Consider the following 25,935-nt stretch of genomic DNA (forward strand, 5'->3'; position numbering starts at 1 on the left):
ACGGTGGACGGGGCGCAAGGGGGGCGACGAAGGCATGGCGGCAAGGAAGAACGGGCCGGTTACGTTGCGGGAGGGGCGCCTCATCGCAAGGCTTCGCCGTGCGCCGGGGTTTGCCGTGCCAAAGGTGCTTCCCGATGCCGTGAAGGATGCCGTCGCCTCTTCCTCGCAGCCCGTGCGGGTGCGTCTCGACACCTTGCTCGCCACGCATGACGATGCCCGCGCCGTCCTGGCGGCCGTGGTGGCGCATTCGCCCTTCCTGACCGATCTCATCCGTGTCGACCCCGCCCGGCTGCTGGCGCTGCTGGAGACGGAGCCCCTTGAGGCGCTGGCGAAGGCGCGCGCCGACACGGTGGCGGCGGTGGACGCCTCCTCCGACGAGGCCGAGGTGATGGCGGCGCTGCGGCGGCTGCGCGCGCAAACGGCGCTCACCGTGGCGCTCGCCGATATGGGCGGGGTGTTCGATCTTGTCACCGTCACCGCCGAACTCACCGCGACGGCCGATACGGCGATAGCGGCGGCGGTGGCGTTTCTGGTGCGCGAGGGCATCGGCGCGCGCAAGCTGCGCAAGACCGGCGTCGAGGGCCTCGGCTACACCGTGCTCGCCATGGGCAAGCACGGAGCACGCGAACTCAACTATTCCAGCGATGTCGACCTGATCGTGCTCTACGATGCCGATCGCGCCCCGCTCGCCAAGGATGTGGAAGCCGCGCCGTTCTTCGTGCGGATGACGCAGCGGCTGGTGCGGCTTATCCAGGAGCGCACCGGGGACGGCTATGTCGCCCGCGTCGACCTGCGGCTGCGCCCGGACCCGGCCTCGACCCCGGCGGCGCTCTCGGTGGAGGCGGCGCTCGCCTATTACGAACGCGAAGGCGCCACCTGGGAGCGCGCGGCCTACATCAAGGCGCGGCCCATCGCCGGGGATCTCGACCTCGGCCAGGATTTCCTCAGGCAGCTTGCCCCCTTCGTCTGGCGCCGGGCGCTGGATTACGCCGCGGTTTCCGATGTCCACGCGATGAAGCAGGACATTCACGCCTTTCGCGGCCATGAGGCGATCGCGGTCGAGGGGCACAACGTCAAGCTCGGGCGCGGGGGCATTCGCGAGATCGAGTTCTTCGCCCAGACCCAGCAGCTCATCGCTGGCGGGCGCGATCCGCGCCTGCGCACGCCGCGCACCCTGGAGGCGCTCGCCGTGCTGGCGCAGACCGGGTGGATCGGCGAGGGCGCGCGCGAGCAGCTCGACGAAGCCTACCATTTCCTGCGGCGGGTGGAGCACCGGCTGCAGATGGTGGCGGATGCGCAGACCCACAGCCTGCCGGAAGACGAGGAGACGCTGGCCGGCTTCGCCCGCTTCATGGGCTATGGCGACCGCGAAACCTTCGCGCAGGCGCTGACCCAGCGCCTGACCCGCGTGCAGGACCATTATTCCAAGCTGTTCGAGGACGCCCCGCCGCGCGCGGCGGTCGAGGGGCGGCTGGAGTTCCCGCTGAAGGCCGATGATCGCGAGACGCTGGCGACGCTGCACCGGCTCGGCTATGCCGACCCCAAGGTCGCCAGCGCCACCGTGCGCGGCTGGCTCGCCGGCGAGCCCCGCGCGCTGCGGCCGGACGGCATGCGCGAGGAGCTTGAGGCGATCGTGCCGCTTCTGGTGGACGCGCTGGCGCGCGGCGGCGCCCCCGATGCCGGGCTGAACGCGGCCGACCGCTTCTTCCGCGAAATGCCGACCGCGCAGCGGCTGCTGGCGGCGCTGCGGCACAATCCCGACCTCGTGCGGCTGCTTGCGACCATTCTCGGCACGGCCCCGCGCCTCGGCGAGATGCTGGCGCACCGCCCCTCGCTGCTCGACGCGCTGCTCGACCCCGCCTTCTTCGGCGCCCTGCCGGACGAGCCGGAACTGGCCGCCCGCCTCGCCGCCGACCTCGCCCAGGCGACCGACGAGGAGGACCGGCTCGACCGTGCCCGCCGTTTCCGGCAGGAGCACCATGTGCTGATCAGCGTACGCATCCTCTCCGGCACGTTGCCCGCCGCCCGCGCCGGGGAGGCCTTCGCCCGGCTGGCCGACGTGATCATCCGCTCGCTGGAAGAGGCGGTGGTCGCCCGCTTCCGCGAGGCCCACGGCACGCTGCCGGGGGCGGAGATCGCGGTGCTCGCCATGGGCAAGCTGGGCGGGCGGGAGATGACGGCCGGTTCCGATCTCGATCTCATCGTGCTCTATGATTTCGACGAGGAATCCCCCGACAGTGACGGGCCGCGCCCGCTCTATGGCGGCCAGTATTTCGCGCGGCTGACCCAGCGCATCGTCAGCGCGCTCACCACCCCCACCAATGCCGGCCAGCTCTATGAGGTGGACCTGCGGCTGCGTCCCTCCGGGCGCTCCGGGCCGGTGGCGACCAGCCTGCCGCGCTTCAAGACCTATCAGGCCGAGGAAGCCTGGACCTGGGAGCACATGGCGCTGACCCGCGCCCGCGTGGTCGCCGCCTCGCCCGGCTTTCGCGCGCGCGTAGAGGACGCTATCGGGGACGTGCTGGCGAGCCCGCGCGACGCGCATCGTCTCGCGGCCGACATCGTCGACATGCGGGGCGCGATCGCCGACGAGAAGGGCGACGACGCGCCGTGGGACCTCAAATATGCCCGCGGCGGGCTGGTCGATATCGAGTTCATCGCCCAGTACCTGGTGCTCGCCCATGCGGCGCATGAGCCGCGCATCATCGACACCTCGACGCTCAAGGTGATGGAGGCGGCGCAGCGTGTCGGCATTCTCGACGTTCAGGACGGGCAATTGCTGACGGATGCCTGCCGGCTGCTGCACGACCTGACCCAAGTGCTGCGGCTCGCGCTCACCGAGCCCTTCAAGCCGGCGGAAGCAAGCCCGGCGCTGCGCCGCCTGCTGGCGCGGGCAGGGGCGATGCCGGACTTCTCGACGCTGGAAGCGCATCTGTTCGAGACGCAGCGGGCGGTGCGCGCCACTTTCGAGCGGCTGCTGAGCGCCGAGCCAAAGCGCCGCCGGAAGCGTGCCTAGCCCAGCTTGGCCGTCACCAGCCCGGCGATGGCCAGACTGGCGGTGAGGCCGGGGGATTCGATGCCGAACAGCTGCACCAGCCCCGGCACGCCATGCTCGGTGGGGCCAGCGATGCGGAAATCCGCCGCCGCCGTGCCGGCCGGCACGATCTTCGGCCTGATGCCGGCATAGGCCGGGTGCAGCGCCCCGTCGGGCAGGGCCGGCCAGTAGCGGCGGATGGCGGCGTAGAACACCTCGCCCCGCGCCGGGTCGACCGTGTAGTCGGGTGTGTCGATCCACTCGGTGTCCGGCCCGAAGCGGGCCTGCCCGCCGAGATCGAGTGTCAGATGAACGCCGAGGCCCGCCTGTTCCGGCACCGGGTAGATCAGCCGGGAAAAAGGCGCCCGGCCGGACAGGGTGAAGTAGGAGCCCTTGCAGAAATAGGCGGGCGGGATCGCCTCGGCGGGGATGCCGGCAATGGCGCGGGCCAGCGGCACGGCGCCGTGGCCGGCGGCATTGATGAGGCTGGTGCAGCACAGCCGCATCGGCTCCGCCCCGCCCACATCGATGACGACGCCCCGGCCCGTCACTTCGCCGCGCAGGATGGGGGCGTTGAAGGCGATCATGCCGCCGGCATCTTCCAGATCACCGCGCAATGCCAGCATCAGCGCGTGGCTGTCGATGATGCCGGTGGAGGGCGAGAGCAGCGCCGCCTGCGCATGCAGCGCCGGCTCCAGCGCCCACGCCTCGGCGCCGGTCAGCGGCTGAAGGTCGTCGACGCCGCAGGCGCGGGCATGGGCGTCGATGGCGGCCAGCCTGTCAGTCTCCGCCGGGCTGGTGGCGACGATGAGCTTGCCGGAGCGGCGGTGCGCAATGCCGTGATCGGCGCAATAGGCGTAGAGCGCCGTGCGGCCCTCGACGCAGAGCCGGGCCTTCAGCGTGCCGGGCGCGTAATAGATGCCGGCATGGATGACCTCGCTGTTGCGGGCCGAGGTGTCCGATCCGACGAGCCCGGTCGCCTCAAGCACCAGCACGTCACGCCCGGCGCGTGCCAGCGCGCGGGCGATGGCGAGGCCGACGACCCCGGCCCCGGCCACGACGCAGTCGACCGACGTCTCCTCGGGAGCGCTCATCCGGCGATCTTATTCGGCCGGCAGGGTGCGGCTAGTGCGATATTGCAGCGCGGGGCGCCCATTCAGCGGCAGGCGGATGACGACAGTGGTGCCGACGCCTTCCGAGGAGCGGATGCGCATCGAGCCGCCATGCAGTTCCACCAGCGATTTGGCGATGGCGAGGCCGAGACCGGAGCCCTTGTGCGTCTTGGTGAACTGGCTTTCCACCTGCTCGAAGGGGCGGCCGATCTTGGCCAGCGCGCTCTTGGGAATGCCGATGCCGCTGTCCTCGATCACCAGCAACGCCGCGTGCTTGGAGCGGCGGGTGCGCAGGCTGATGCGGCCGTGCTCGGGCGTGAACTTGATGGCGTTGGAGAGCAGGTTGAGCGTGATCTGCTTGAGCGCGCGCTTGTCGGCCTCGACCGCGACGGCCGCGTCGGAATCGTCGACGATCGCCAGCTGCTTCTCGCCCGCCCGCACCGACATGACACGGATGGCGTCGGCGACCACCTCGTCGAGCCGTACCGGCTGCAGGTTGAGCTGCATGCGTCCGGCCTCGATCCGCGACATGTCGAGAATGTCGTTGATGACGTCGAGCAGATAGCGGCCGGAATCGCGGATGTCGCGGCAGTACTCGTTGTACTTGTCATTGCCGAGCGGGCCGAACAGGCCGCTCTCCATCAGCTCCGAGAAGCCGATGATGGCGTTGAGCGGCGTGCGCAGCTCATGGCTCATATTGGCGAGGAATTCCGATTTGGCGCGGTTGGCGTCCTCGGCCTTGGTCTTCTCGTCGGCGTAGTTCTGGGCGAGCTCGGCCAGCTGGAGCGCCTGCATCTCCAGCGTCTGCTGCGATTTGCGCAGGTCCGCGACCAGGGCCATCAGGCGCTTTTCGCTCTCCATCAGGCGCTCTTCGTGGCGCTTGAGAGCGGTGATGTCGGTGCCGACCGAGACGTAGCCGCCATCCTTGGTGCGGCGCTCGGCGACCTTCAGCCAGCGGCCGCCTTCCAGCTGCGCCTCGAAGGCGCGGGCGCCCTCTTCCGGCCGGTCTTCCGGGCGGAGGGGAATACGCACCACCGGTTGGCGGGCGAGGGAGGCGATGGTCTCGAACTCGGTGCCCTGCGCCACATTGGCGTCGCCAATGCCGTAGAGCGACTGGAACCGTGAATTGCAGAGCACCAGCCGGTTCGCGGCGTCCCACAGCACGAAGGATTCGGAGATGCTCTCGATGGCATCGCGCAGGCGCATGTCGGCGGTGGCGGTGCGCTCGGCCAGGCGGCGCTCCTCGGTCACGTCGACGGCGATGCCGACGAGATGCGGCGGCTCGCCATTTTGCTGCGGCACCACTTCGGCGCGGGCGCGCAGCCACACCCAGTGGCCATCGGCATGCTTCATGCGGAACACCCGGTCGATGGTGCGGCCGGGCTTGTCGGCGATCTCGCGGGCGATGTCGTAGAGATTGGTGTCGTCGGGATGCACGAGGCTCGCGACCTCGCCGAAGGAAATCAGTTCCTCCCGCGGTTCGTGGCCCAGCATTTCGAACATCGAGTCCGACCAGAACATGCGCCCCCGGCCCATGTCCCAATCCCACAAGCCGCAGCGGCCGCGTGAGAGCGCGGTGTCGATGCGCGCCCGCACGGTCTCGTAGATGCCGTCCGCCTCGCGGGCACGGGTGGCCTGCCAGTGGAAGGCGAAGCCCAGGATCATCAGCACCGCGCCCGTGGTCGACAGCAGCGTGACGGTGAGGATGGTGTCCGACTGCCAGGTCGCCAGCGCGCCGGAGAGCGGCTGCACGACGACGAGCTGCAGAGCGCCATTGGGCAGATTGCGCACCGTGGCGAGGGCGGCGGCGCCGTCCGGCATCACCACGTCGAGCACGCCGGCATTCTCGGCGAAGATGGTCAGCGCCTGCGTGTTGGCGAGAAGCTGGGTGATCTGCTCGGCGGCCGTGGCCGTCGCGTCATGGGCGGCGAGGACCTTGCCGCTGGAATCGATCAGGCCATAGCGCCGGCCATCCTCTGCGGCGCGTGGCGGCAGGGCGTTGGTCAGCAAGGCATCAGGCGTCACCGTGCCGGCGGGGTGCCGGCCGGCCTCGCTGGCAATGGCGGCGGCGAACAGCGCGAGATCGTCCTTCGCCTTGGCGATGGCCTCGGAGCGATAGGCGTTGATCTGCACGATCGCGGCGATGGCGACCGATGCGATGAAGGCGATGATAAGCGCCGGCACCGCCTTGCGCATGAACGGTTCGGCGTCGACCAATCGCTGATACGCAGGTCGCGCCACGGTACGCGCAAGCCCTCTCATGGCTTGAACGCGCACGGACGCGCCTGCGGCGTTGGCGCGAGCCATCGCCGGCCTCCCCCGAAGTCCCAAAACCCGATCCCACTTAGACAGGAGCGATGTGCCGCATCTCTCCGAATCACTCCGATTTGAATCGATATGGCCCCCCACTGTCCAGAGTCCCGGGGAGTCAAGTTAACGATTCAGCAACCTATGGAGGCGTTGTGGGTGCCTGGGTGTGTGGCGGTCGGGAACAGCGGAGGTGACGCATCCCGGCAATCGCGCGGCATGGACGCCGCGCAGGTGCTGGTGCTATGCGCTTTCGTCCGGTTTATGGGCGGCGGCAGAAATAAAGAGGTTCACATGAGCGATATCTGGTTCCGCACGGGCGAGGCGACCGTTCTCGCCGCCGACGGGCAGTTCACCGACGCCATGCCGGAAGTGCTGATCGGCTCGGTACGCGGCCCGGCCGGGCAGGCATTTGCCTCCATGATGGGGCAGGTGCAGGGGCACACCCGCATGTTCGTGGTGCGCGACCTGAATCAGCAGGTGCGTCCGGCGACGATGATGACCACCAAGGCCACCATTCACACGCTGGAATATGTCGACCTGCTCGGCGGCGTGGTGCAGGGCGCGATTGGCGACGCCATCGTCGACGCGCTGGTCGAGGGCATCCTGCCCAAGGACCAGGCGGACGAGCTGTGCATGATCGTGATGGTGTGGCTCGACCCGCGCTGCGCCGAGGATGCCAATCTCGACAAGGCGGACCTCTACCGCACCAATTACGAGGCGATGAAGCTGGCGCTGGAGCGCGCCATGACCGGCAAGCCGACGGTCGACGAGCTGATCGCCAACCGCAAGACGGTGAAGCACTACGCGCTCGACGGTGTTGTCGAGTACTGAGCTGCGCCTTCGCGCCTCCGGTCTCCGCGTCGCCCGGCGGCAGCGATGCCGTCCGGGCCGACGCGGGATGGGTCGGTTACCCGAGTGAGCGGCCTACAATGTCGCTCACATCCGGCGACAGGCCCGGCGTGGCGGCGACGCGCCGCAGCGCTGCTTCGGCCGAGGCGCGGCGCACGGGTTCCAGCGAGCGCCAGCTCTTGAACGCGGCGAGCAGCCGCGCGGCGAGCTGCGGGTTGCGCCCGTCAATGTCGATCACCGCCCCCGCAACGAGATCGTGGCCGGCGCCGTCGAGGCGGTGGAACTGCGTCGGGTTGAGCCCGGCGAAGCTGCCGATCAGCGCCCGCACCCGGTTGGGGTTGCTCCAGGCGAAGGCGGCATGGGCGGTCAGGTCGCGCACTCTCTCAAGCGTCTGCGGCTCGGCAATCTGCGCCTGAAGCGCCAGCCATTTGTCCACCACCAGCGGATCGTCGCGGAACCGCGCGTGGAAGGCGGCCAGCGCGGCATCGCGCGCGCCCGGCGCCGCATGGGCCAGCACGGCGAGCGCGAAGAAGCGGTCGGTCATGTTGTCGGCGGCGTCGAAATGCGCCTGCGCGCGGGTGAGGCTCTCCGCCGTCCCGCCGGCCGCCATGAGATCGAGACAGCTATTGCGCAAAGCGCGCTTTCCAGCCGATGCCGCCCCCGGCGAATAAGCACCTGACGGCGCATTGCGGGCATAGGTCGCCGCGAGCGCCGGGGCCAGCGCCTCGCTCACCGCCCGGCGCAGCGCCGTGCGGGCGGTGTGGATGGCGTCAGGGTCGACATCCACGCCGATCTCGCGGGCGACGTCCGCCTCCGAGGGGATGGACAGCGCCTGCGCCACGAAGGCGGGGTCGAGCCCCGGATCGCCCAGCGTCGCGCCCAGCGCTTCGACCAGCGCCTCCGGCTCCGGTAGGGCGGCACCCGCGCGGATGGCGCTGGTCGCCTGCACGAGGTGGCCCAGTGCGATGGTTTGGGCGGCGTCGAAGCGGTTGAACGGATCGCTGTCATGCCGCGCGAGGAACAGCAGGTCGGCGGTCGACAGGTCGCTGGAGAGCTTGACCGGGGCGGAGAAGCCGCGATTGAGCGAGGGCACCGGGCGGTGCGGCACGTCGCGGAAGACGAAGCTCTGGCGCGGTTGAGTGACGAGCAGCACGCCGCGCTCGGCATTGCTGCCATCGTCCAGCGTGAGCGGCATGTCTCGGCCATCGGGACCGACGAGGCCGACGGCGAGCGGGATCACCATGGGCTGCTTGTCGCTCTGCTCCGGCGTCGGAGGCAGGGTCTGCGCGACATCGAGCCGGTAGGTGTGGGTGGCCGCATCCCACGCGCCGCTGACGGCGACCTGCGGGGTGCCGGACTGCGCGTACCACAGCGCGAACTGGGTGAGGTCGGCGCCATTGGCGTCGGCGAAGCAGGCGAGGAAATCCTCCACCGTCGCGGCGTCGCCGTCATGCCGGTCAAGATAAAGGTCCATGCCGGCGCGGAAGCCTTCGTCGCCAAGCTGCGTCTTCAGCATCCGCACCACTTCCGCGCCTTTTTCATAGACGGTGGCGGTGTAGAAATTGTTGATCTCGCGGTAGACCGACGGCCGCACCGGATGTGCCAGCGGGCCGGAATCTTCGGGGAACTGGTGACCCTTCAGCAGGCGCACATCGGTGATGCGCTTCACCGGGCGCGAGCGCTGGTCGGATGAGAATTCCTGGTCGCGGAAGACCGTGAGGCCTTCCTTCAAGCAGAGCTGGAACCAGTCGCGGCAGGTGATGCGGTTGCCGGTCCAGTTGTGGAAATATTCATGGGCTATGATCGCCTCGATATTGGCGTAGTCGGCGTCGGTGGCGGTCTGCGGGCTGGCGAGAACATATTTGTCGTTGAAGATGTTCAGCCCCTTGTTCTCCATCGCCCCCATGTTGAAATCAGCCACGGCGACGATGTTGAAAACGTCGAGGTCGTACTCGCAGCCGAACGCCTCCTCATCCCAGCGCATGGAACGCTTGAGCGCGTCCATGGCGTAGGCGGCGCGTTCGGTCTTGCCGGGCTCGACATAGATGCCGAGTTCGACCCGCTTGCCGGTGGCGGTGACGAAGTCCTCATGGATGCGGTCCAGCTTTCCGCCGACCAGCGCGAAAAGGTAGCAGGGCTTCGGCCAGGGATCGTGCCACACCGCATAGTGGCGGCTGGTGCCCTCCACCGCGCCACTCTCGACAGGATTGCCGTTGCCGAGCAGGACCGGCGCCTCCTCGCGCTCGGCCTCGATGCGGGTGGTGTAGACGGCGAGCACGTCCGGACGGTCCGGGAAATAGGTGATGCGTCGGAAGCCCTCGGCCTCGCACTGCGTGCAATAGGTGCCGCTGGAGCGGTACAGCCCCATGAGCTTGGTGTTGGCCGAGGGATCGACGACGGTCTCGATCTCCAGCGTCAGCGCCTGCCGCGGTGGCGCGAGCACGGTGAGAGAGCCCGGGGTGGCGACATAGGCCGTTCCGGCCAGCGGCGCGCCGTCCAGCGTCAGGGATGTGAGGTTCAGCTCATCGCCGTCGAGCACGATGGGCGAGCCCTCGCGCCCTTCGGGGTTCGGCCGCATGGCCAGCCGCGCCACGATGCGCGCCGCATTGGGGTGGAGGCGCACATCGAGATGGACCGTATCGACAAGCCAGTCCGGTGGCCGATAGTCGCCGAGGCGAACGGGCTGGGGATCGGCATCGCGCGGCATGGTCAACTCCACGGCCAGAGACGGGCAGTAGCCAACAGGTAAGCGCTTCGTGCCCCCGCCGAAAGCCCCGCGTTGGGTGCCGTTCCGCATCCCGCTGCTGCGCCATGGAGGCCGCCGGTTTGGGGAACCGATGGCGATGGGGGAGGTTACTCGCTCCGAGGCGGGGGAAACCCGTCACGGATAAGAAGGGCTCGGCATGGCCGCAGATGCAGGTTCCGAACGTTTCGAAGTGCTCGATGCCTGGCGCGGACTCTGTGCCGTGATGGTCGTCGTCTACCACTACAGCTACTTCGTTCGTCTCGACGGGTTGCAAAACGCGCTGATTGCCAATGCCTATCTCTTCGTCGATTTCTTCTTCGTGCTCTCCGGCTTCGTGGTCTGCCACGCCTATGCCGGGCGGATCGGCGGTGTTCGGCAGGCGGGAGGGTTCCTCCTGCGGCGGATCGGGCGGCTCTGGCCGCTCCATCTCACCGTGCTGTTCGCCTTCATGCTGGCGATCATGGCGATCAATCTCGGCGGCCGGCACCCCGAGCACCTTCTGATCGAAGCCGGCACGGGCAATTATTCGATGCGGGGCCTGCAGCTGAACGCGGCGTTGCTCAATTCGATGGGCTTGTATGGCGTTGCCTGGAATGGGCCGGCCTGGAGCATCGGCGCCGAATTCTACACCTACGCCTTGTTTGCCGCCGTGCTGCTCACGCTGGGCGCGCGGCGACTAATGGGGGTGGCTCTCGTTCTTTCGATGGGAGCCATGGCCGCTGTTTTGCTCTACGCCCCCGCCTATATGAACTCGACGGCGGATTTCGGCTTCCTGCGCTGCATCGCCGGGTTTTTCGCCGGGGTGGTCGCCTGTCACGCGCATCGTCGCTGGCGTGAGGTGACCTTGCCGGGAGCGGGGGCCTGGGAGGCGGGCGCGGTGCTGCTGGCCGGGCTGTTCTTCGTCGCGGCCGGGGACGGCCCCGACCGCGTGGCGCCCTGGAGCGTGATGGCGCCGGTGGTGTTCGCGCTGGTCATCCTCGTCTTCGCCCGCGAGGCCGGGAGCCTTTCGCGACTGATGAAAGCGCCCGTGCTCGCGGTGCTGGGGCGCTGGTCCTATTCGATCTACCTGCTGCACATGCCGCTGCTCATCGTGCTCGGCTATTTCCTCTGGCTTTATGGCGATGTGAACGGGATCGACATGCGCCCGGCTGTCGAGGTGCTCGGCAGCGAGAAGCGCCTTTACGACCTCGGCTCGCCAATCCTCGCTGTCGGCCTGCTGGCAGCGCTGCTGGCGTTGGTGATCGCGCTGGCTGGCCTGACCTTTCGCCTCGTCGAAGTGCCGTGGCGCGAACGCTTCACCCTTTTCGCCCGCAATTGCGAGCGCGGCGGACGGGTGCTCGCGCCGCTGCCGCCCCGCGCCGTCACGTCGGTGCCGGCACGTGCCCGCCGGCTCGTCAGCGGGCGCGGGTAATTTCCACCCCGGCGTCGCGAAAGATGCCGGGGATGGGCGCAGATGGCTTGTGCAGTTCGACGCGCACCTTCTCCACCCTGGGATAGCGGGCGAGCACCGTCTCGGCGATCGCCTGCGCGAAGGCTTCGAGAATGTGGAAGCGGTGGCCGGACGAGACCTCGTGAATGATCTCGAACACCTTCTCATAGCCGACCGTCTCGCCGTAATTGTCGTGCGCGGCGGCATCGCCGGCGTCGAGCCACCAGTCGATATCGACAATGAAGCGCTGGCCGAGCCGTGCTTCCTCTTCGAGCAGGCCGTGGGTGGCGTGCAGGTCGACGCCCCGAAGGAAGATGCGGTCGGACATGGGCGGGTTCCGTTCGGGTTCGTAAGGGGTCAGGCCGCGTCGAGGGCGGCCGCGAGCAGGCCGACCGCCACGGCGGGCGCGCAATCGGCGGCCTGGCGGGAGAGGGCGGGATCGTCTGTCAGCACATCGGCAAGGTCCAGATAGGTCAGGTCGCGCCGCTCGGCGAGGCGGGCGGCCATGAAACGTCCGACGCCGGCGCCGACGAGCATATCCGGCGCGTTTTCCTGAGCCGAGGTGACGCAATCCAGCGCCCGCCCTATACGGGCGAGCTGCGCCTCGGCGAGATGGCGTGCCAGCGCCCTCGCCTTGGGCAGCTGGGGCGGCGAAAAGTCGTGCCCCACCATGCGCAACAGCCGGCGCGCGCTGGCCTCCTCGGTCTTTGGCCCCCCATCGGCGCTGGGATGCAGATCGGCGTCCTCGGTGAGGTCGCCGGTGAGGCGATGAATGTCGGCGCTCGTGGCGTAGTGCTCGGCCATCAGCGGCAGCCAGCGCCCGCCGAACGGTGCCTCGGCGGCCAGCGCCAGGACCGGGGTGCGGGCGGCGCCGGTGTAGACGAGTTCGTTGCTGGCGAGGCGCTCGGCATCGCTGAAGCCGCGCGCCGTCACCCGCCCGCTGTCGAAGGGAATGAGGTCGGTCGTGGTGGAGCCGATATCGACGAGGATGCCCCCGGGAAGCAGATGCGAGAGCACGGCAGCGGCGGCGTACCAATTGGCCGAGGCGATGTGGTCGGCATGTTCGGCGGCGCGCTCGGGCGGCACGAAGCCTTCCGGCCCTGCGAACAGGGCGAGCGGCGCGCCCGCCAGCTCACGCATCAGCAGCGCGGCGGTGCCGATCACCCCGGCCCGGCGATCCGGCCACAGATCGGCGCCCTCGGCGGTCATGGTGACGGCGGAGGGCACGCCGGGCTCGAATTCGGCGCGGAGCTCGCGCAGGGCGTGGGCAAGGGTCTCCTCGCCCTTCCATACCGGGCAGGGGGCGATGCGCACCGCCTTCAGCCTGCCATCCTGCCCAAAGGCGGCGAGCTTCACATGGGCCCCACCAACATCCCATCCCAGACGGACGATCTTCTTCACGGCACAACCTCGACAGGCAGAGTGGGCGGCAGATGCGGCAGGTCGGGGACCACGCCGTCACGGATAAGTTCGGCGACGAAGGCGAGCGGGTTCACACCGAGCGCCCGGCGCAGCCCGACATAGGAGGTGGTGAGGCGCGGATTGACCTCCACCACGACGGGCCCGTCGGGTGTCACGAGGTAGTCGACGCCGACGATACCCCGCAGCCCCGGCAGCGCCGCGCCGATGCGGTCAGCAAGCGCACGCAGGGCCCCATCCACCGGGAAGGCGCCGACGGTGACGCCGGTGAAGCGCAGCGTGTCGCCAACCCGTGCGACATGCTGGCGATTGGCGGCCAGCACATGGGTGCGCCCACTCTGGCATAGCACGGTCAGGCTCGCCGGCGTGCCGTTCATGAGCGGCTGCACGACGAGGCCCGGCGGAAAAGGCGCGACGGGCGGGCGTTCGACAATGCGGATGCCGAGCGCGCCCGCGCCATCGTCCGGCTTGACGACGAAAGGGCCGGCGCCATCGCGCGGCACGTCGCCCGGCAGCCAGGTGGGGACGACCTTCACGCCGGCCGCGTCCAGAGCCTGCGCCGTGCGTCTCTTGCTCGCGCACAGGGCGAGCGTCTGCACATCCGGCGCCACAACCCGGCGGCAATGGGCGCGCAACCCCTCGACCAGACGCGCAAGGACGCCATCGGTCTCGGGGGCGATCGGCCAGCAGCAATCGGCTTGCTGCGCCATCAGCCTCCAGATTGAGGCGGGATCATCGCCCAGGCGCAGCGCGGTGCTGGTGCCGCGCGGCGGTGGCGGAAGGCGGGCATCGTGGGTGGTGATGACCCGCACCCCGGGCAGGTCCTCAAGATCACCGATCAGCGTGTCGCGCATCAGCGCGCCTTCCGCTATCAGCGAGTCGGGCAACGCGTCAGCGAGAGAACCGCCGCCCGTGGCTGTTTCAACGACGAAGACCAGCATTTACCGATGTGCCAGAGAGGGACGCGCGACGTGGAACTTATACCGGTGATCGACCTGATGGGAGGTGCGGTGGTCCACGCGAGGCGCGGTGCCCGCGAGGCCTACCGGCCGATCGAGACGCCGCTGGCGGCGAGTGCCGCCCCGCAGGATATCGCCGACGGGCTGCTGGCGCTCGGCGCCTTCCGCACGCTCTATATCGCCGACCTCGATGCCATCGCCGGCACGGGAGGGCATGACGCGGCGCTCCGCGCGCTTGCCATGCGCCATCCCGCGCTCACCCTCTGGGTCGATGCCGGGGAGGCCGCCCCTGCCGTCTTGTCCCGCCGTGTCGCCAACGGGCCGGGCCGGCCAGTGATCGGCAGCGAGAGCCTCGTTGATCTCGCGCAGGCGCAGGCGGCACTGGCGAGCGGGGCCGGGTTGCTCTCGCTCGACTATGGGCCGGAGGGGCCGCGCGGGCCGGCTGAACTCCATGCCGACGCCGCTCATTGGCCGGAAGCGGTGATTGTCATGACGCTGGCGCGGGTCGGCGCCGGGCAGGGGCCCGACGTCGAGCGCCTGTCGGCCATTCTGGCCCTTGCGCAGGGCCGACGGGTCTATGCGGCGGGCGGAGTGCGCGATGTAGGCGACCTTCATCGGCTGGCCGATCTCGGCGTCGCCGGCGTGCTGCTGGCGAGCGCGCTGCATGACGGGCGGCTGTCACGGGAGGACATTGCCGCGTTCATGCGGTGAGGCGCGCGACGAACAGCGTCGCCACGGTCAGGTCGGCGCTGGTGCCGGGGTTGAGCCCGCGTGCCTTCAGGCTGGCGTCGAAGGCATGAAGCGGCGCCCGGCGCTCGTCGGCGCGGGCGCGGAAATCGGTTCGCGCGGCAACCATCGTCGCCTCGGCACGCACCTGTTCGGCCACCGCCTCCCCGAACTTGCGGGCGATGTGGCTGTCGGGAAAGGCCGCCATGAAGGCGAGATGCACTGCCTCGGTGCGGGCTTCCGGCTCCGCGTCTTCGAGCCCGCTGTAGCGGGCGAGGCCGATCTTAAAGACGTCGTCGAAGCCGCTGACATATTGCCGGGCGATGCGATCGCGCCCCGCCGCGTCCGCCATCGCCTCGCGCAGGCCGATGCGGGCGGGGGCCGCCACGTCATGCGTCGCGTGTCGGCCGAGCCCGCCGGGGCTGGCGGCGGCGATGGCGCGGAAGGCGTCTTCGGCATCGGCGAGGTCGAGGCTTGCCAGCACGGCGTCAAGGTTCGGCCGAAGCGTGCCGGGCCGTTCCGCCGCGGCGGCGAGGGGCGCGCAGAGCAGGAGGATGCCGAGATTGGTGTTGAGGCCTGTGGCTGCCAGCGAGGCCGCGACCGCCGTCTCGATCCGCCGGCCCACCCGCTCTCCCGGTGCGGCAAGGGGCGCTGCCGCCGCATCCGCCGCCCGCTCGAAATGCGCCACCTCCATGCCATGGCCGGCGCTGAAGCGGTGGACATTGCCCGCCTTCAACGCGTCGAGCTCGGCATGGCAGGCGGCGCGGAAGGCGTGCGCGATGGCGTCGGGCGTCATGCCGGGACCGTTGCGGGAAGCGTTGCGGCGAGGTGCCGGGCCAGCGCCTGCGCGATGTCGATACCGGTCGCCTTCTGCAGGCCCTTCCACGCCGGCATGGAATTGACCTCCAGCACCAGCAGCCGCCCCTGCGCGTCCTCGATGAGGTCGACACCGGCATAATCGGCGCCGACCGCCGCCGTAGCGCGGATGGCGAGGTCATGCGCGCGGGCGTCGAACGGCGCCGGCACGCCGACGGCGCCCTGGTGGATATTGGTGATCCACACCGGCGAACGGCGCAGCATGGCACCGGCCACCTGTCCGCCAATAACGAAGACCCGCCAGTCCTGATAGGTCTCGGCCATGGGGGCGGCGACGAAGTCCTGCAGATAATACAGGCCCCCGACCTTTTCGGGGGCGGGCAGCAGGTCGCGCGGCGCCAGCCGGCGAATGCCGCGCCCCTGTGCACCGAACAGCGGCTTGAGCACCATGTCGCCGGGGGCCTCGTCGAGCAGCGCCTGCATCGCCGCGCGGTTCTCGCTCACGAAGCTGCGCGGCGTGGGCAGGCCGGCCTGCGCGACGAGAAAACTGGTCATCGCCTTGTCGACGCAACGCTCGACGGCGCGGGCGTCGTTCATCACCTTCACGCCGAGGGCCGTGAGCGCGTGCAACAGGCCGAGCCGGGCGGTGATCTGCTCGGTCGAGCCCTTGGCGATGAGCCGCACGAAGGCAGCGGCGGGCAGAAGGTCGCCCAGGCCCGGCAGAACGAGGCCGTGCGGGCTCTCGCCAATGGCGAAGCCGCACTCATTGAGCGAGAGCACGAGGACCTTGAAGCCCTCGCGCTCGATCGCCGCCTTGAGACGGCGGGTGTGCCAATCGGCGTCCTCGGTGAAGATGACGACCGTATCGGAACGCGCCGGCCTCATGCGAAGGAACGCTCCAGAATATCGTCATGGAACGCCCCAAACGTGAAGCTGCGGCCGGTTTCCAGCGCGGTCACCGTCACGCGTGCCGGGCTGAACAGCATCGGGTCCATGGCGTAGAAGTCGCCTTTGTAGGCGGTGAAGATCTCCGCGAAGGTGCGCCCGTGGTCGCGCGAGGAGGAGCTGGGCAGGCCCTCGGCCAGCTCGCGTGCCTCGCTCTCGGGGCCGGTGACGAACAGCTGCACGTCGCCGCCATAAAGCGTCGCGTCATTGGTGCGGCCCATGGCGGCGACGAAATCGGGTGCGGGCGGCGGCAGGGGCGAGGAGCCGATGCCATCCACCACCCGGTCGAGCGGGAAATGCAGCGCATGCGTCTTGTGCAGCGCCACTTCCAGCACCCGGGCGACGATCTGCACCGTGCCGGCGAGGCTCGATGTGGGGGTGAGGATCAGCGTCAGCTTCTCCGGCGCGATGCCGCATTCCTCGGCGATGCGGGCGACCAGCACGTCCGGCGGCATGCGGTCGACTTCCAGCACGAGGCAGGCATTGTGGGCGCTGTCGCGGTAGCCGAGTTCCTCGAACAACGCTTCCTTGCCCCATAGCGCGCGGGCCGGGCCCGAGCCGAGGGCGAAGAAGTCGCCTTCCGCGAGGCTCCAGCCGGCATATTGGCTGCCGAGGCAGGCGATGACCGGGTCGGCGGTGGTCACCGTCACCATGGTGCCCCAGCGCACGAAGCGGCCGCTGGTGTTGAGGCTGACGGTGCCAAGCCCGCCGAGGCAGATTTCGGCGATCCGGCGGCCCGCTTCCAGGCCGCCGCGCGCGGCGATGCCGGCATCGACAATACGCGCGCCGCAGGGGCTGCGGCTGACGCCGAGCCGCAGCGTGGTGGCTTCCGCGACGAGGTCGTCGACCAGCGGCGCCGCCAGCGCCGCCACGCTTGGCCTGACGATGTTCGGTTGGAGAGTTGCCATGGGAGGTTTACTCCGCAGCTGCGCGGCTGGCTGTGCCCAGCGCGCGCGAAAGGTGATCCATGCGTCGCGCCAGAACGGCGCGGGCGTCGCAGACGTCGCTCCCGGTCGCCCGCACGGTGCAGACGGGTTCCCCCGCTGAGATGCGCGTGCCCGGTGCGGGACGATCCGCCGCCCAGTCGGGCAGCGCGTCCCTCACCACGATGGCGGCGGGTGCGTAAAATATGCCGGCGGCCCGGGCTTCCACGCCCGCGCCGGGGACAAGGAGCGGGAGATCGGGCAACGTCCCTGCCCAGGCGTCGAGGTGAAGCCGGAGCAGGGGTGGGAACGGGGGAGCGTCGAAGATGTCCAGCGTCGCGCCGGGCCGGGGGTTGACCTCGATGAGGCTCCAGCCCTGCGGGTGGAGGACGAGGTCGGCGCTGGCGAGGCCAACGAGACCGCCCGCCCGGGTGAGACGGTCGAGCGCCGCGCCGATGTCGCGCTCGAGGTCCGGCTCCAGCCGTATCGGCCCGGCGCAGCCGCCATAGCGGAAGGGCGCGTCCGGGCAGGGCTCGCACCACTGCTCGGAAAAGCCGAGCCGCCGCGCCGCAAGGCCATTGCCGAGGAACAGGGCGGAGACGCTGCGCCCTTCCACGAACTCCTGCAGATACCAGCCCTCGCCGCGTGGCCGGACGGCCGGCCGGACATGGCCCCCGCCCGCGCCACCGACACGCTTTTCCACCGTGCGCACGCCAGTGGGGGCGCTTTCGGCAAAAATGCGGGGGTGGGCGATGTGGAGCTCCGCCAGCAGTTGCGCGAACCGCATAGGGTCCTTGAGCCGAGCCAGCGTGGCGGCACCGTTCCCGGCCAACCGATAGCGTTCCGCCAGCCGGGCAACGAGATTCGGCGCATCCTCGAATCCCGTGCCCAGCACGACGGGGATGTCCGCACCCGCATGGCGAGCGAGCTGCGCGAACAGGTCGCCGGGGTCGATCGCCAGGCCATTGCCGCGGCGCAGACGGACAGCGCCATGCGCGAGCCGGCGCGTGTCCTCGTCCGCGAAGAGGTCGAGGACAAGGGCGCGCAGCCCGGCGCGGCGGGCGGACGCCGCCAGTGCGCGCGCGGCGATGCCGACAAGCACGACATCGGCGTCGCCTTCAGGCCGAGAGGGATCGCGCGAGGACGAAGGCATCTTCAAACCCGATGGTCATCGCCGAGGGCGCGACACGCATGCGCTGCAGCAGTTCATGCTGCACGCGATATTTGAGATGGCCGATGGTCAACGCGCCGATGCCCAGCGCGCCATGGGCGAGCGGCGTGCCATTCGCATGGGCGTCGATGCCGGCAATGCCGGAGGGCGGCACGGCGTTCACATCGGCGGCGACCTTGAGGTGCTTTGCCTCGGCCAGCACGTCGGCGGAGAGGATTTCCACCCCGGCACGGCCGCAGGCCAGCACCACCTCGACCTCCGCCACCAGCGCGCGCTTGTCGTCCTCGCTCTTGCCGCTGGCGCTGGCGAGATCGACGCCGAAGCGCTGCTTGAAATCGCGCGCCTTGGCTTCCACCGCCTCGATGTCGCGATGGCTGACCAGCGTCACCTCGGCTCCGGCCTGCGCGGCGATGACCCCGGCGATGCCGCCGACGACGCCGGTGGCCCCGTAAACCTGCACCTTCACGCCCTTCAGCCCCTCCGGCCGGGTGGGGCGGAGCTTCAATTCGACCTCGGCCACCATGGCGGCGGCGGTGGTGAAGGAGCCGGCGGGATCGACGAAGATGGAGATCTCGAAGGGCGGGAACAGCACGCTCTTCGCCTTGTTCGCCATGTCGAGCGCCAGGCCCGCATCCTTGCCGCCGATGAACAGCCCGGTGCGCGGCGCGGCGTCGGGATGGCGCGAGAACATCATGTCCTGCGTCAGGTCGCCAACCTCGTCGAGCGTGACCCCGGAATAGGGGAGGATGGTGGCGTAGCCGGCATCGACAGCCATGTTGACGTCGAACGGGCTGACGTGGCGAAGCGGCGAGATGATGTGGAGAATGGGGGCGATATCCGCCATGGCGTGCGTTCCCTAGGTCAGAATCGGGCCTTGCGGCCTCTCTTGCGGAAGATGAGGGAGCGACGCGGGCGTTACGCCAAAACCGTCGCTAGCACTGCTCGACGCAGGCAAGCCATTCGATCCGCGCACCGGCATTGCTGCCGCGCGCACAGTCGAAAGCCAGAGCGGGCCGGTCGCCGAAGCGAACGCGAGCCTCGCTGAGAAGCTGGTCGGCCTCTTCGGGGCTGCCGATGATGGCAAAACCCGTGGGGCCCCAGGAACTCTGGCCGAGGCCGCGCAGGCCGCGCGCCTCAAGCCAATCCATCACCTCGGCGACAGAACTGCTTGTATAGCGGCCACCCTGTGCACTCGCATAGTGCTCTCCGAGCAGTCGCTGCATTTCGCCGACGGCGGCGGCGAAATAATCCACATCCCCTTCGGCCAGCGCCGGCAGGGCGACCATCACCGCGAGCCGCGCCATATGGCCGGCGAGCGTGTCGGCGAAGGGCGGCAGCCCTTCCATCGCCTTCACTTCCTCCGTGCCGCTAAGTCCCTGATGGGCGTTGTCATATACCAGCAGAAGGCGCCAGTTTTCGGGGAAGGACAGGCGCGAGAGAATGGGCGGGGGAGCGTCCGAGCCCGGCTTCTTGCCGCCATCGAGGATCACGCCGCCCTCGGTGAAGGCGCCGATGCCGATGGCGGAACGCGCACCGCGACCCAAAGCCGCGCCGACCTCGCGTGGCGAGATATCGAGCCCGTTGATGAGGCACAGGCCCGTCGCCACCGCCAGGCCGAGCTGGGTGCCGGAGCCGAGGCCTGAATGCGGCGGCAGCGCCGCCTCGACGGTCACCTCCACCCGCTTGTCGAGGCCGAAGCGGGCGGCGGCCTTCTCCACCGCCGCGACGGCGCGTCCCGCATCCGGTCCGCTGGCGGTAAGCCGTTCCGCGCGGCGCAGGCGCACGACAGTGGAGGGGCGGTCGAGAGCAATGCCGAGGCTGCCGAAGCGCCGGCCGAGCGTGCCGGCGAGATCGAGGAATCCAAGGTGCAGCCGGCCCGGCGCGGTGATGCGTATCACCGCCCTGTCCAATGCCTCATTCGCCGTTCGCAATTGACGTGTTGTGGTGTTCACCAGCGTTTCCTCGAGGGCCATGGTAAGGCCCGGAAGGCGTTCGGGACAAGCCGGGTCGTGATATCGGCGTTTGCGGGATGCGGCGCGGGCGTGCTACCGAATCAGTTAATGCCGCCCGCGACAGAACGGGCACACGCCGCCAGGAGGACGCCAGGAAATGGCGCTGGACCCGAAAAAAACCTTCACCGACAACGAGGTGGAGGAACGGCTCGCCGTCGATCTGCCGCAGTGGAAGCTGCAGGACGGATGGATTCGGCGTACCTATCGCACGTCGAGCTGGAAGGGCACGCTGATGGTGATCAACACCGTCGGCCACCTCGCAGAGGCAGCCTGGCACCATCCCGACCTCACCGCTTCCTACGCCTGGGTCGAAGTGCGGCTCATGTCGCACGACGCCAAGGGCATCACCGAGCGGGACTTTCAGCTGGCGAAGAAGATCGAGGACGTTGTCGGCTGGCAGCCGGGAGGCGAGCCGGACAGCGCGCTGGAAGGCACGCCGCGCGGCGACCAGCGCTTCGCCTACATCAAATATGATTGACAGGTCAGGTAGTTGAGCATGGCCGAGGTTCAGACGATCGAGGATGTGGCCTGCGGCTTCTGCGGGCTCGGCTGCGACGACCTGACGGTGGAGGTCGAGGGTCGCGCGATCCGTGCGAAGGGCTCGCTCTGCCCCGAAGCCGCGCGGCTGTTGCGGCGCCTGGATACCTCTGATCCGGTGGCGCGTGTGGCCGGTGAGGTGGCCGGTCAGGCCGATGCGGCCAAAGCGGCTCGCCAGATACTTGCGGCGGCGCGGGCGCCGCTGATCGGCGGGCTCGGCGTCGACATGGCCGGTGCGGGCGCGGCGGTCGACCTCGCCATTCGCTTCGGCGGGGTGCTCGACCACTACGCCTCGGACGGGCTGTTCCGGAACTATGCCGCCGCGCAGCGCACCGGCTGGCTCTCGACCACGCTGGCCGAGGTGCGCAACCGCTGCGACGTGCTGCTGGTGGTCGGCGACGACCCCGCCGCGACCTGGGGCCGGCTGTTCGAGCGGCTGTTTCCCGCCACGCCGCTTTTTGCCGACCAGGGCCGCACCGTGGTGTTTCTCGGCGGCGCGCCGGGTGACAAGGCGAAGGGCCAGCTTGCCGGCGCGCGGGTGATCCATCACGCCACCGTCGACCCCGTCGTCGCGCTGGAAGCACTCGGCAGCCTCGTCGCTGGGCGCCGTCCGCCCGGCACCAGCTTCGGCGGGATTGCGGCAGACACGCTGGCCGCTTTGGCCGAGGACCTGCGCAACGCGCGTTACGCGGTCGTGACCTGGAACGCGGCGGATCTTGGCGATGGCGACCTCGTCGCGGCCCGCGCCACCGCGCTGGTTGACACGCTGAACGTGACCACACGCGCCGGCGTGTTTCCGCTCGGCGGTCGCGACAACATCATCGGTGCGAACCAACTCATGCTCTGGCGGCTGGGCTATCCGCTGCGCACCGCCGTGCGGGGGCAGGCGAGCAGCCATGACGGTGCGCTCTACGCCACCGAGGCGGCGCTTGCCGATGCCGACGTGCTGGTGTGGATCTCGGCGTTCCGGCCGGAGCCGCCGCCGGCCTTTGCGGGCAAGCTCATTGCGCTCGCCCATCCCGATACGGTTTTCGACAAGGAACCTGATGTTCTGATCCCTGTGGGGACTCCCGGCGTCGACCATGCCGGCACGGTTTTCCGCATGGATTCCATCGTAAGCCTGCCGCTCGGCGCCTTGCGCGTCGCGACGCTTCCCAGCGTTGCCGAGGCTGTGCGTTGCATAGCGGAGGGGTAAATGAGACTGCGGCTGAAGGGCGGGCGTGTGCTCGACCCGGCCAATGGCGAGAACGGCGTCGCCAGCGGCACCGTGCGTGACATCGAGATCGTCGACGGGCGCATCGTCGCCCCCACCGACCTGAAGGCCGATGCCGAGTACGATCTCGCCGGCGATGTCGTGATGGCCGGCGGCATCGACCTGCACAGTCACATCGCCGGCGGCAAGATGAACCTCGCCCGCCTGCTGATGCAGGAGGACAGGCGGGCCTTTCCCGAAATGCCGGGCAATTTCTGCGGCTGCGGCGGCGGGCGGGCGGTGCCCACGGCGCACGCCACCGGCTGCCGCTATGCGGAGCTCGGCTACACCACGGTGTTCGAGCCGGCCATGGTCGGTGCCAATGCGCGCGGCGCGCATCTGGAAATGGCCGACATTCCCAATCTCGACACCGGAGCCTATCTGGTGCTGGGCAATGACGATTATTTCCTGCGCCTGCTGGCGGCCGGGGCCGGGCAGGAACAGGTCAACGCCTATGTCGGCTGGATGATCGAGGCGACGCAGGCCTTCGCCATCAAGATCGTCAATCCCGGCGGCATCAACGCCTTCAAGTTCAACGCCCGCAAGATGGACCTCGACGAGGCCAACCCGTATTACGGCGTGACCCCGCGCAAGGTGCTGACGACGCTGATCCGCGCGGTGACGGAACTCGGCATTCCGCACCCGATCCATCTGCATGGCTGCAATCTCGGCGTGCCGGGCAATGACGACACGACGCTCGCCACCATCCTCGCCGCCGAGGGGCGCCGGCTGCATTTGACCCATCTGCAGTTCCATTCCTACGGCACCGAGGGCGACAAGCGCTTCTCATCCTCCGCCGCGCGGATTGCGGAAATGGTCAACGCCAACCCGAACATCTCCGTCGATGTCGGGCAGGTGATGTTCGGCCAGACCGTGACGGCCTCGGCCGACTACATGTCGCAATACCGCAATCGCGGCCTTGCCAGCCCCAAGAAGTCCATCGGCATGGACATCGAGCTGGATGCCGCCTGCGGCGTGGTGCCGTTCGAGTACAAGGACAAATCCTTCGTCAACGCGCTGCAATGGGCGATCGGGCTGGAGCTGTTCCTGCTGGTGGAAGACCCCTGGCGGATCTTCCTCACCACCGATCACCCCAATGGCGGGCCGTTCACCACCTATCCGCACCTCATCCGCCTGCTGATGGACCGCGATTTCCGCAACGCCCAGCTTGCCACGCTGAACAAGACGGCGCAGGCGCATACGCTGCTGGCGCAGATCACCCGCGAATATTCGCTGGAGGAGGTCGCCATCCTCACCCGCGCAGCGCCGGCCCGTATTCTCGGACTCACCGACAAGGGCCATCTCGGCCCCGGCGCGGTGGCCGACATCGCCGTGCATGCCGAGGCCGCCGACCGCGAGGCGATGTTCTCCACCACGCGGCTGGTGTTCAAGGACGGCCGGCTAATCGTGAAGGACGGCGCGGTGGTGGAACTGGCGCAGGGCACCACCCATGTCGCCCGCCCGGACTACGACCGCGCGGTGGACAGGGACATGCAGCGCTGGTTCGACGAGGCGGTTGGGCTGAAGTCCAAGCATTTCCGCATCGCCGACGGCGAACTGCGCAACGGCGCCGGACCGACCATCCTGAAATGCGAAGGGGTGGCATCGTGATGGCAGGTATCAGCTTGGTGCAAACCGCCCAGCCCGCTCGCCGTCATGGCCGGGCTTGGCTCGGCCATCCCCGACTTGCGCGGAGGCGCTCGATGGCGGCCAGGACGTGGATCCCCGGGCCAAGCCCGGGGATGACGTGGTCCTCGGGAAGGCGTGAGTGGCGCGGGCTGATGGATTCGGTGGAAGAGTTTCTCCTGGGTCCCGGATCGGCGCTGCGCGTCGCGCAGCTTGTCGGGGAAACCGTTGCCTCTGCGTGTCCCGGCCCAGCGACGCCGAAGGCGGAGCGCCGAGCCGGGATCCAGGGAAAAATCCGCCGCAGGCGTCCTGAATCCATGACGCCGCCGGAGGGCGCCCGATGATCCTCAATGGCGTCGAAATCCGCGACACGTTCGCGGAAGCGTTCCCGATGGTGGGCACACGGCTCATCGTCACCGCCGACACGCCGGAATGGGCGCTGATCGCCGGGCGGACCACCACCGGCTTTGCCACCTCGGTCATCGGCTGCGGCTGCGAGGCGGGGATCGAGCGCGCGCTGGCGCCCGAGGAGACGCCGGACGGGCGCCCGGGCGTGTCGCTGCTGATCTTCGCGATGGATTTCGGCTCGCTGAAGAAGGTGGTGCCGCTGAGGCTGGGCCAATGCGTGCTGACCTGCCCGACAACGGCTTGCTATGCCGGCATCGAGACGGGAAAGCGCGTGCCGCTGGCCAAGACCATCCGCTACTTCGCCGACGGGCACCAGATTTCCAAGAAGATCGGCGACAAGCGCTTCTGGCGCCTGCCGGTGATGGAAGGCGAGTTCGTCTGCGACGAGGACACCGGCTCGGTCGATGGTGTCGGCGGCGGCAATTTCCTCATCCTCGCCCGCTCGCGCGGGCAGGCGCTGGCGGCTGCCGAGGCGGCGGTGGCGGCCATGGGCACGGTGGCGGGCATCATCATGCCCTTCCCGGGCGGTGTGGTGCGCTCCGGCTCCAAGGTGGGGTCGAAATATAAGGGTCTGTTCGCCTCCACCAACGACGCCTACTGCCCGACCCTGCGCGGCGCGGTGCCGAGCCAGCTTCCTCCCGAGGTCGGCTCGGTGCTGGAAATCGTCATCGACGGCGTGAGCTTCGCGGCGGTGGCGGAGGCCACACGGGTCGGCATTTCGGCCGTCTGCGCCATCGGTGCGGAAGGCGGCGTCGTGGCGATCGACGCCGGCAATTATGGCGGCAATCTCGGCCCGTTCCACTTCAAGCTGCGCGAGATCATGCAGAACGGCGCGGGAGAGACGGCATGAGCGGGGTTTCCCTGAAGCCGCGCGCGCCCTTCGAGGCCCGCGTCGACCTTTCCGGCATCACGCCCTCGGTCACCTGCCCGCTGCCGCTGCGGGAGCTGGAGCACCTTGCCGTGCCCTGCGGCGGGCGCAGCCTGAAGCTGGCCGAACTGTTCTTCATCGAAGGTGCGCCGGAAGGCGTGCTGCTGATCGAGATCGGCGACGAGCGCCTCGACGGCGTCGGTGCCGGCATGACGACAGGCGAGCTGATCGTCGATGGCCGTGTCGGCGCCTTCGCCGGGCGCGGCATGAGCGGGGGATTCCTGCGCATCGGCGGCGATGCCGGCGACTTCCTCGGCGCGGAAATGTCCGGCGGGCGGATCGAACTGGCCGGCAAGGCGGGTTCGCATGCCGGCGCGGCGGGGTCCGGTTCGCGGCGAGGCCTGTCGGGCGGGGTGCTGCGGATCGGCGGCAATGCCGGGCCGCGCGCGGCCGAGCGCCAACGCGGCGGGCTCATCACCATTGCCGGCGATGCGGGCGACGGGCTGGCCACCGACATGATCGCCGGCACGGTGAGCGTCGGCGGGGCGATCGGCTCCATGGCGGGGCGTGGCATGAAGCGCGGCACCATCTTCGCCAACACCGTTCCCGAGCTGCCGGCCGGCTTCGTCGACACCGGCACGCATGAACTCGTGGCGCTGCGTCTGCTGGCCCGCCGGGTGCCGGAGCTGAAAGACATGCTTGGCGGCTGGACCCATGCCCGCCGGTTCGTCGGCGACACGCTGATGGGCGGGCAGGGGGAAGTGCTGGCGGGCGCGTAGGGCCGGCCTCGGTC

21 protein-coding genes are annotated in these 25,935 nt (G+C 69.3%); 9 read left to right on the top strand and 12 right to left on the bottom strand.

Annotated elements, in window-relative coordinates; genetic code table 11:
* Positions 1–34: 34 nt before the first annotated feature.
* The gene (locus ACQY76_RS13685; protein WP_428029284.1) at positions 35–3,016 is read left to right on the top strand and encodes a bifunctional [glutamine synthetase] adenylyltransferase/[glutamine synthetase]-adenylyl-L-tyrosine phosphorylase; all 2,982 of its coding nucleotides are present in this window, start codon (positions 35–37) and stop codon (positions 3,014–3,016) included.
* On the opposite strand, the gene ACQY76_RS13690 is transcribed toward ACQY76_RS13685, so the two are convergent.
* Positions 3,013–4,128, bottom strand: coding sequence for an NAD(P)/FAD-dependent oxidoreductase (locus tag ACQY76_RS13690; protein ID WP_428029285.1), 1,116 nt, complete (start codon positions 4,126–4,128; stop codon positions 3,013–3,015). The two genes, ACQY76_RS13685 and ACQY76_RS13690, sit on opposite strands and share 4 nt — an antisense overlap.
* 9 nt (positions 4,129–4,137) lie before the next feature.
* Positions 4,138–6,342, bottom strand: coding sequence for a PAS domain-containing sensor histidine kinase (locus tag ACQY76_RS13695; protein ID WP_428029286.1), 2,205 nt, complete (start codon positions 6,340–6,342; stop codon positions 4,138–4,140).
* Between the two features lie 405 nt (positions 6,343–6,747).
* Between ACQY76_RS13695 and fae the strand changes: the two genes are divergently transcribed.
* Positions 6,748–7,287 carry a formaldehyde-activating enzyme gene (gene fae, locus ACQY76_RS13700; protein ID WP_428029287.1) on the top strand — a complete coding sequence of 180 codons (540 nt, stop codon included), beginning with the start codon at positions 6,748–6,750 and terminating at the stop codon, positions 7,285–7,287.
* Between the two features lie 76 nt (positions 7,288–7,363).
* Here the strand turns inward: fae and pepN are convergent, their stop codons facing one another.
* A complete protein-coding gene (gene pepN, locus ACQY76_RS13705) occupies positions 7,364–10,012 on the bottom strand; it encodes an aminopeptidase N (RefSeq protein WP_428029288.1) in 2,649 nt (882 codons plus the stop codon).
* 196 nt (positions 10,013–10,208) lie between these two features.
* Between pepN and ACQY76_RS13710 the strand changes: the two genes are divergently transcribed.
* Complete coding sequence (locus ACQY76_RS13710; protein ID WP_428029289.1) at positions 10,209–11,462, top strand: acyltransferase family protein; 1,254 nt, start codon at positions 10,209–10,211, stop codon at positions 11,460–11,462.
* Here the strand turns inward: ACQY76_RS13710 and folB are convergent.
* From folB to ACQY76_RS13725, 3 genes are read right to left on the bottom strand one after another with little or no spacing between them, the layout of a single operon-like run.
* The gene (gene folB / locus ACQY76_RS13715; protein ID WP_428029290.1) at positions 11,446–11,808 is read right to left on the bottom strand and encodes a dihydroneopterin aldolase; all 363 of its coding nucleotides are present in this window, start codon (positions 11,806–11,808) and stop codon (positions 11,446–11,448) included. The genes ACQY76_RS13710 and folB overlap by 17 nt on opposite strands.
* 29 nt (positions 11,809–11,837) lie before the next feature.
* A complete protein-coding gene (locus tag ACQY76_RS13720; RefSeq protein ID WP_428029291.1) occupies positions 11,838–12,881 on the bottom strand; it encodes a hydantoinase/oxoprolinase family protein in 1,044 nt (347 codons plus the stop codon).
* Positions 12,878–13,753 (bottom strand): ATP-grasp domain-containing protein, encoded by an 876-nt coding sequence (locus tag ACQY76_RS13725; protein ID WP_428029292.1) that lies wholly within the window; start codon positions 13,751–13,753, stop codon positions 12,878–12,880. Before ACQY76_RS13725 ends, ACQY76_RS13720 begins: the two co-directional genes overlap by 4 nt.
* A gap of 117 nt (positions 13,754–13,870) precedes the next feature.
* On the opposite strand from ACQY76_RS13725, the gene ACQY76_RS13730 reads away from it, so the two are divergent.
* Positions 13,871–14,569: a HisA/HisF-related TIM barrel protein gene (locus tag ACQY76_RS13730; protein WP_428029293.1), complete on the top strand. Its 699-nt coding sequence runs from the start codon at positions 13,871–13,873 to the stop codon at positions 14,567–14,569.
* On the opposite strand, the gene ACQY76_RS13735 is transcribed toward ACQY76_RS13730, so the two are convergent.
* The 6 genes from ACQY76_RS13735 to ACQY76_RS13760 all read right to left on the bottom strand — a co-directional run bounded on the left by ACQY76_RS13735 (position 14,559) and on the right by ACQY76_RS13760 (position 20,337).
* Positions 14,559–15,380 (bottom strand): triphosphoribosyl-dephospho-CoA synthase, encoded by an 822-nt coding sequence (locus ACQY76_RS13735; RefSeq protein ID WP_428029294.1) that lies wholly within the window; start codon positions 15,378–15,380, stop codon positions 14,559–14,561. The genes ACQY76_RS13730 and ACQY76_RS13735 overlap by 11 nt on opposite strands.
* Positions 15,377–16,285, bottom strand: a complete 909-nt coding sequence (locus tag ACQY76_RS13740; protein ID WP_428029295.1) for a RimK family alpha-L-glutamate ligase — start codon at positions 16,283–16,285, stop codon at positions 15,377–15,379. The genes ACQY76_RS13735 and ACQY76_RS13740 overlap by 4 nt, the downstream gene beginning before the upstream one ends.
* Positions 16,282–17,253, bottom strand: a complete 972-nt coding sequence (mch, locus tag ACQY76_RS13745) for a methenyltetrahydromethanopterin cyclohydrolase (protein ID WP_428029296.1) — start codon at positions 17,251–17,253, stop codon at positions 16,282–16,284. Before mch ends, ACQY76_RS13740 begins: the two co-directional genes overlap by 4 nt.
* A 7-nt stretch (positions 17,254–17,260) precedes the next feature.
* On the bottom strand, positions 17,261–18,421 hold the full coding sequence (locus ACQY76_RS13750) for an ATP-grasp domain-containing protein (RefSeq protein WP_428029297.1): 1,161 nt from the start codon (positions 18,419–18,421) through the stop codon (positions 17,261–17,263).
* A complete protein-coding gene (locus ACQY76_RS13755) occupies positions 18,387–19,283 on the bottom strand; it encodes an NAD(P)-dependent methylenetetrahydromethanopterin dehydrogenase (protein ID WP_428029298.1) in 897 nt (298 codons plus the stop codon). Before ACQY76_RS13755 ends, ACQY76_RS13750 begins: the two co-directional genes overlap by 35 nt.
* 88 nt (positions 19,284–19,371) lie before the next feature.
* The gene (locus ACQY76_RS13760) at positions 19,372–20,337 is read right to left on the bottom strand and encodes a beta-ribofuranosylaminobenzene 5'-phosphate synthase family protein (protein ID WP_428029299.1); all 966 of its coding nucleotides are present in this window, start codon (positions 20,335–20,337) and stop codon (positions 19,372–19,374) included.
* 211 nt (positions 20,338–20,548) lie between these two features.
* Between ACQY76_RS13760 and ACQY76_RS13765 the strand changes: the two genes are divergently transcribed.
* The 5 genes from ACQY76_RS13765 to ACQY76_RS13785 all read left to right on the top strand — a co-directional run bounded on the left by ACQY76_RS13765 (position 20,549) and on the right by ACQY76_RS13785 (position 25,921).
* The gene (locus ACQY76_RS13765) at positions 20,549–20,929 is read left to right on the top strand and encodes a 4a-hydroxytetrahydrobiopterin dehydratase (RefSeq protein ID WP_428029300.1); all 381 of its coding nucleotides are present in this window, start codon (positions 20,549–20,551) and stop codon (positions 20,927–20,929) included.
* Positions 20,930–20,947: 18 nt separating this feature from the next.
* Entirely contained in the window at positions 20,948–22,183 is a 1,236-nt protein-coding gene (locus ACQY76_RS13770) for a formylmethanofuran dehydrogenase (protein WP_428029301.1), read from the top strand.
* The gene (locus ACQY76_RS13775) at positions 22,184–23,851 is read left to right on the top strand and encodes a formylmethanofuran dehydrogenase subunit A (RefSeq protein ID WP_428029302.1); all 1,668 of its coding nucleotides are present in this window, start codon (positions 22,184–22,186) and stop codon (positions 23,849–23,851) included.
* A gap of 355 nt (positions 23,852–24,206) precedes the next feature.
* On the top strand, positions 24,207–25,124 hold the full coding sequence (gene fhcD, locus ACQY76_RS13780; RefSeq protein WP_428029303.1) for a formylmethanofuran--tetrahydromethanopterin N-formyltransferase: 918 nt from the start codon (positions 24,207–24,209) through the stop codon (positions 25,122–25,124).
* Positions 25,121–25,921, top strand: coding sequence for a formylmethanofuran dehydrogenase subunit C (locus tag ACQY76_RS13785; protein WP_428029304.1), 801 nt, complete (start codon positions 25,121–25,123; stop codon positions 25,919–25,921). The genes fhcD and ACQY76_RS13785 overlap by 4 nt, the downstream gene beginning before the upstream one ends.
* Positions 25,922–25,935: the final 14 nt, after the last annotated feature.

The organism is Ancylobacter sp., assembly GCF_965279025.1.
Lineage (GTDB): Bacteria > Pseudomonadota > Alphaproteobacteria > Rhizobiales > Xanthobacteraceae > Ancylobacter.

Bases quoted from the DNA above. Each gene is read 5' to 3' on its own strand.
- ACQY76_RS13685 (WP_428029284.1), top strand. From the start codon at position 35: ATGGCGGCAAGGAAGAACGGGCCGGTTACGTTGCGGGAGGGGCGCCTC.
- ACQY76_RS13690 (WP_428029285.1), bottom strand. From the start codon at position 4,128: ATGAGCGCTCCCGAGGAGACGTCGGTCGACTGCGTCGTGGCCGGGGCC.
- ACQY76_RS13695 (WP_428029286.1), bottom strand. From the start codon at position 6,342: ATGCGCAAGGCGGTGCCGGCGCTTATCATCGCCTTCATCGCATCGGTC.
- fae (WP_428029287.1), top strand. From the start codon at position 6,748: ATGAGCGATATCTGGTTCCGCACGGGCGAGGCGACCGTTCTCGCCGCC.
- pepN (WP_428029288.1), bottom strand. From the start codon at position 10,012: ATGCCGCGCGATGCCGATCCCCAGCCCGTTCGCCTCGGCGACTATCGG.
- ACQY76_RS13710 (WP_428029289.1), top strand. From the start codon at position 10,209: ATGGCCGCAGATGCAGGTTCCGAACGTTTCGAAGTGCTCGATGCCTGG.
- folB (WP_428029290.1), bottom strand. From the start codon at position 11,808: ATGTCCGACCGCATCTTCCTTCGGGGCGTCGACCTGCACGCCACCCAC.
- ACQY76_RS13725 (WP_428029292.1), bottom strand. From the start codon at position 13,753: ATGCGCGACACGCTGATCGGTGATCTTGAGGACCTGCCCGGGGTGCGG.
- ACQY76_RS13735 (WP_428029294.1), bottom strand. From the start codon at position 15,380: ATGACGCCCGACGCCATCGCGCACGCCTTCCGCGCCGCCTGCCATGCC.
- ACQY76_RS13740 (WP_428029295.1), bottom strand. From the start codon at position 16,285: ATGAGGCCGGCGCGTTCCGATACGGTCGTCATCTTCACCGAGGACGCC.
- mch (WP_428029296.1), bottom strand. From the start codon at position 17,253: ATGGCAACTCTCCAACCGAACATCGTCAGGCCAAGCGTGGCGGCGCTG.
- ACQY76_RS13750 (WP_428029297.1), bottom strand. From the start codon at position 18,421: ATGCCTTCGTCCTCGCGCGATCCCTCTCGGCCTGAAGGCGACGCCGAT.
- ACQY76_RS13755 (WP_428029298.1), bottom strand. From the start codon at position 19,283: ATGGCGGATATCGCCCCCATTCTCCACATCATCTCGCCGCTTCGCCAC.
- ACQY76_RS13765 (WP_428029300.1), top strand. From the start codon at position 20,549: ATGGCGCTGGACCCGAAAAAAACCTTCACCGACAACGAGGTGGAGGAA.
- ACQY76_RS13770 (WP_428029301.1), top strand. From the start codon at position 20,948: ATGGCCGAGGTTCAGACGATCGAGGATGTGGCCTGCGGCTTCTGCGGG.
- ACQY76_RS13775 (WP_428029302.1), top strand. From the start codon at position 22,184: ATGAGACTGCGGCTGAAGGGCGGGCGTGTGCTCGACCCGGCCAATGGC.
- fhcD (WP_428029303.1), top strand. From the start codon at position 24,207: ATGATCCTCAATGGCGTCGAAATCCGCGACACGTTCGCGGAAGCGTTC.
- ACQY76_RS13785 (WP_428029304.1), top strand. From the start codon at position 25,121: ATGAGCGGGGTTTCCCTGAAGCCGCGCGCGCCCTTCGAGGCCCGCGTC.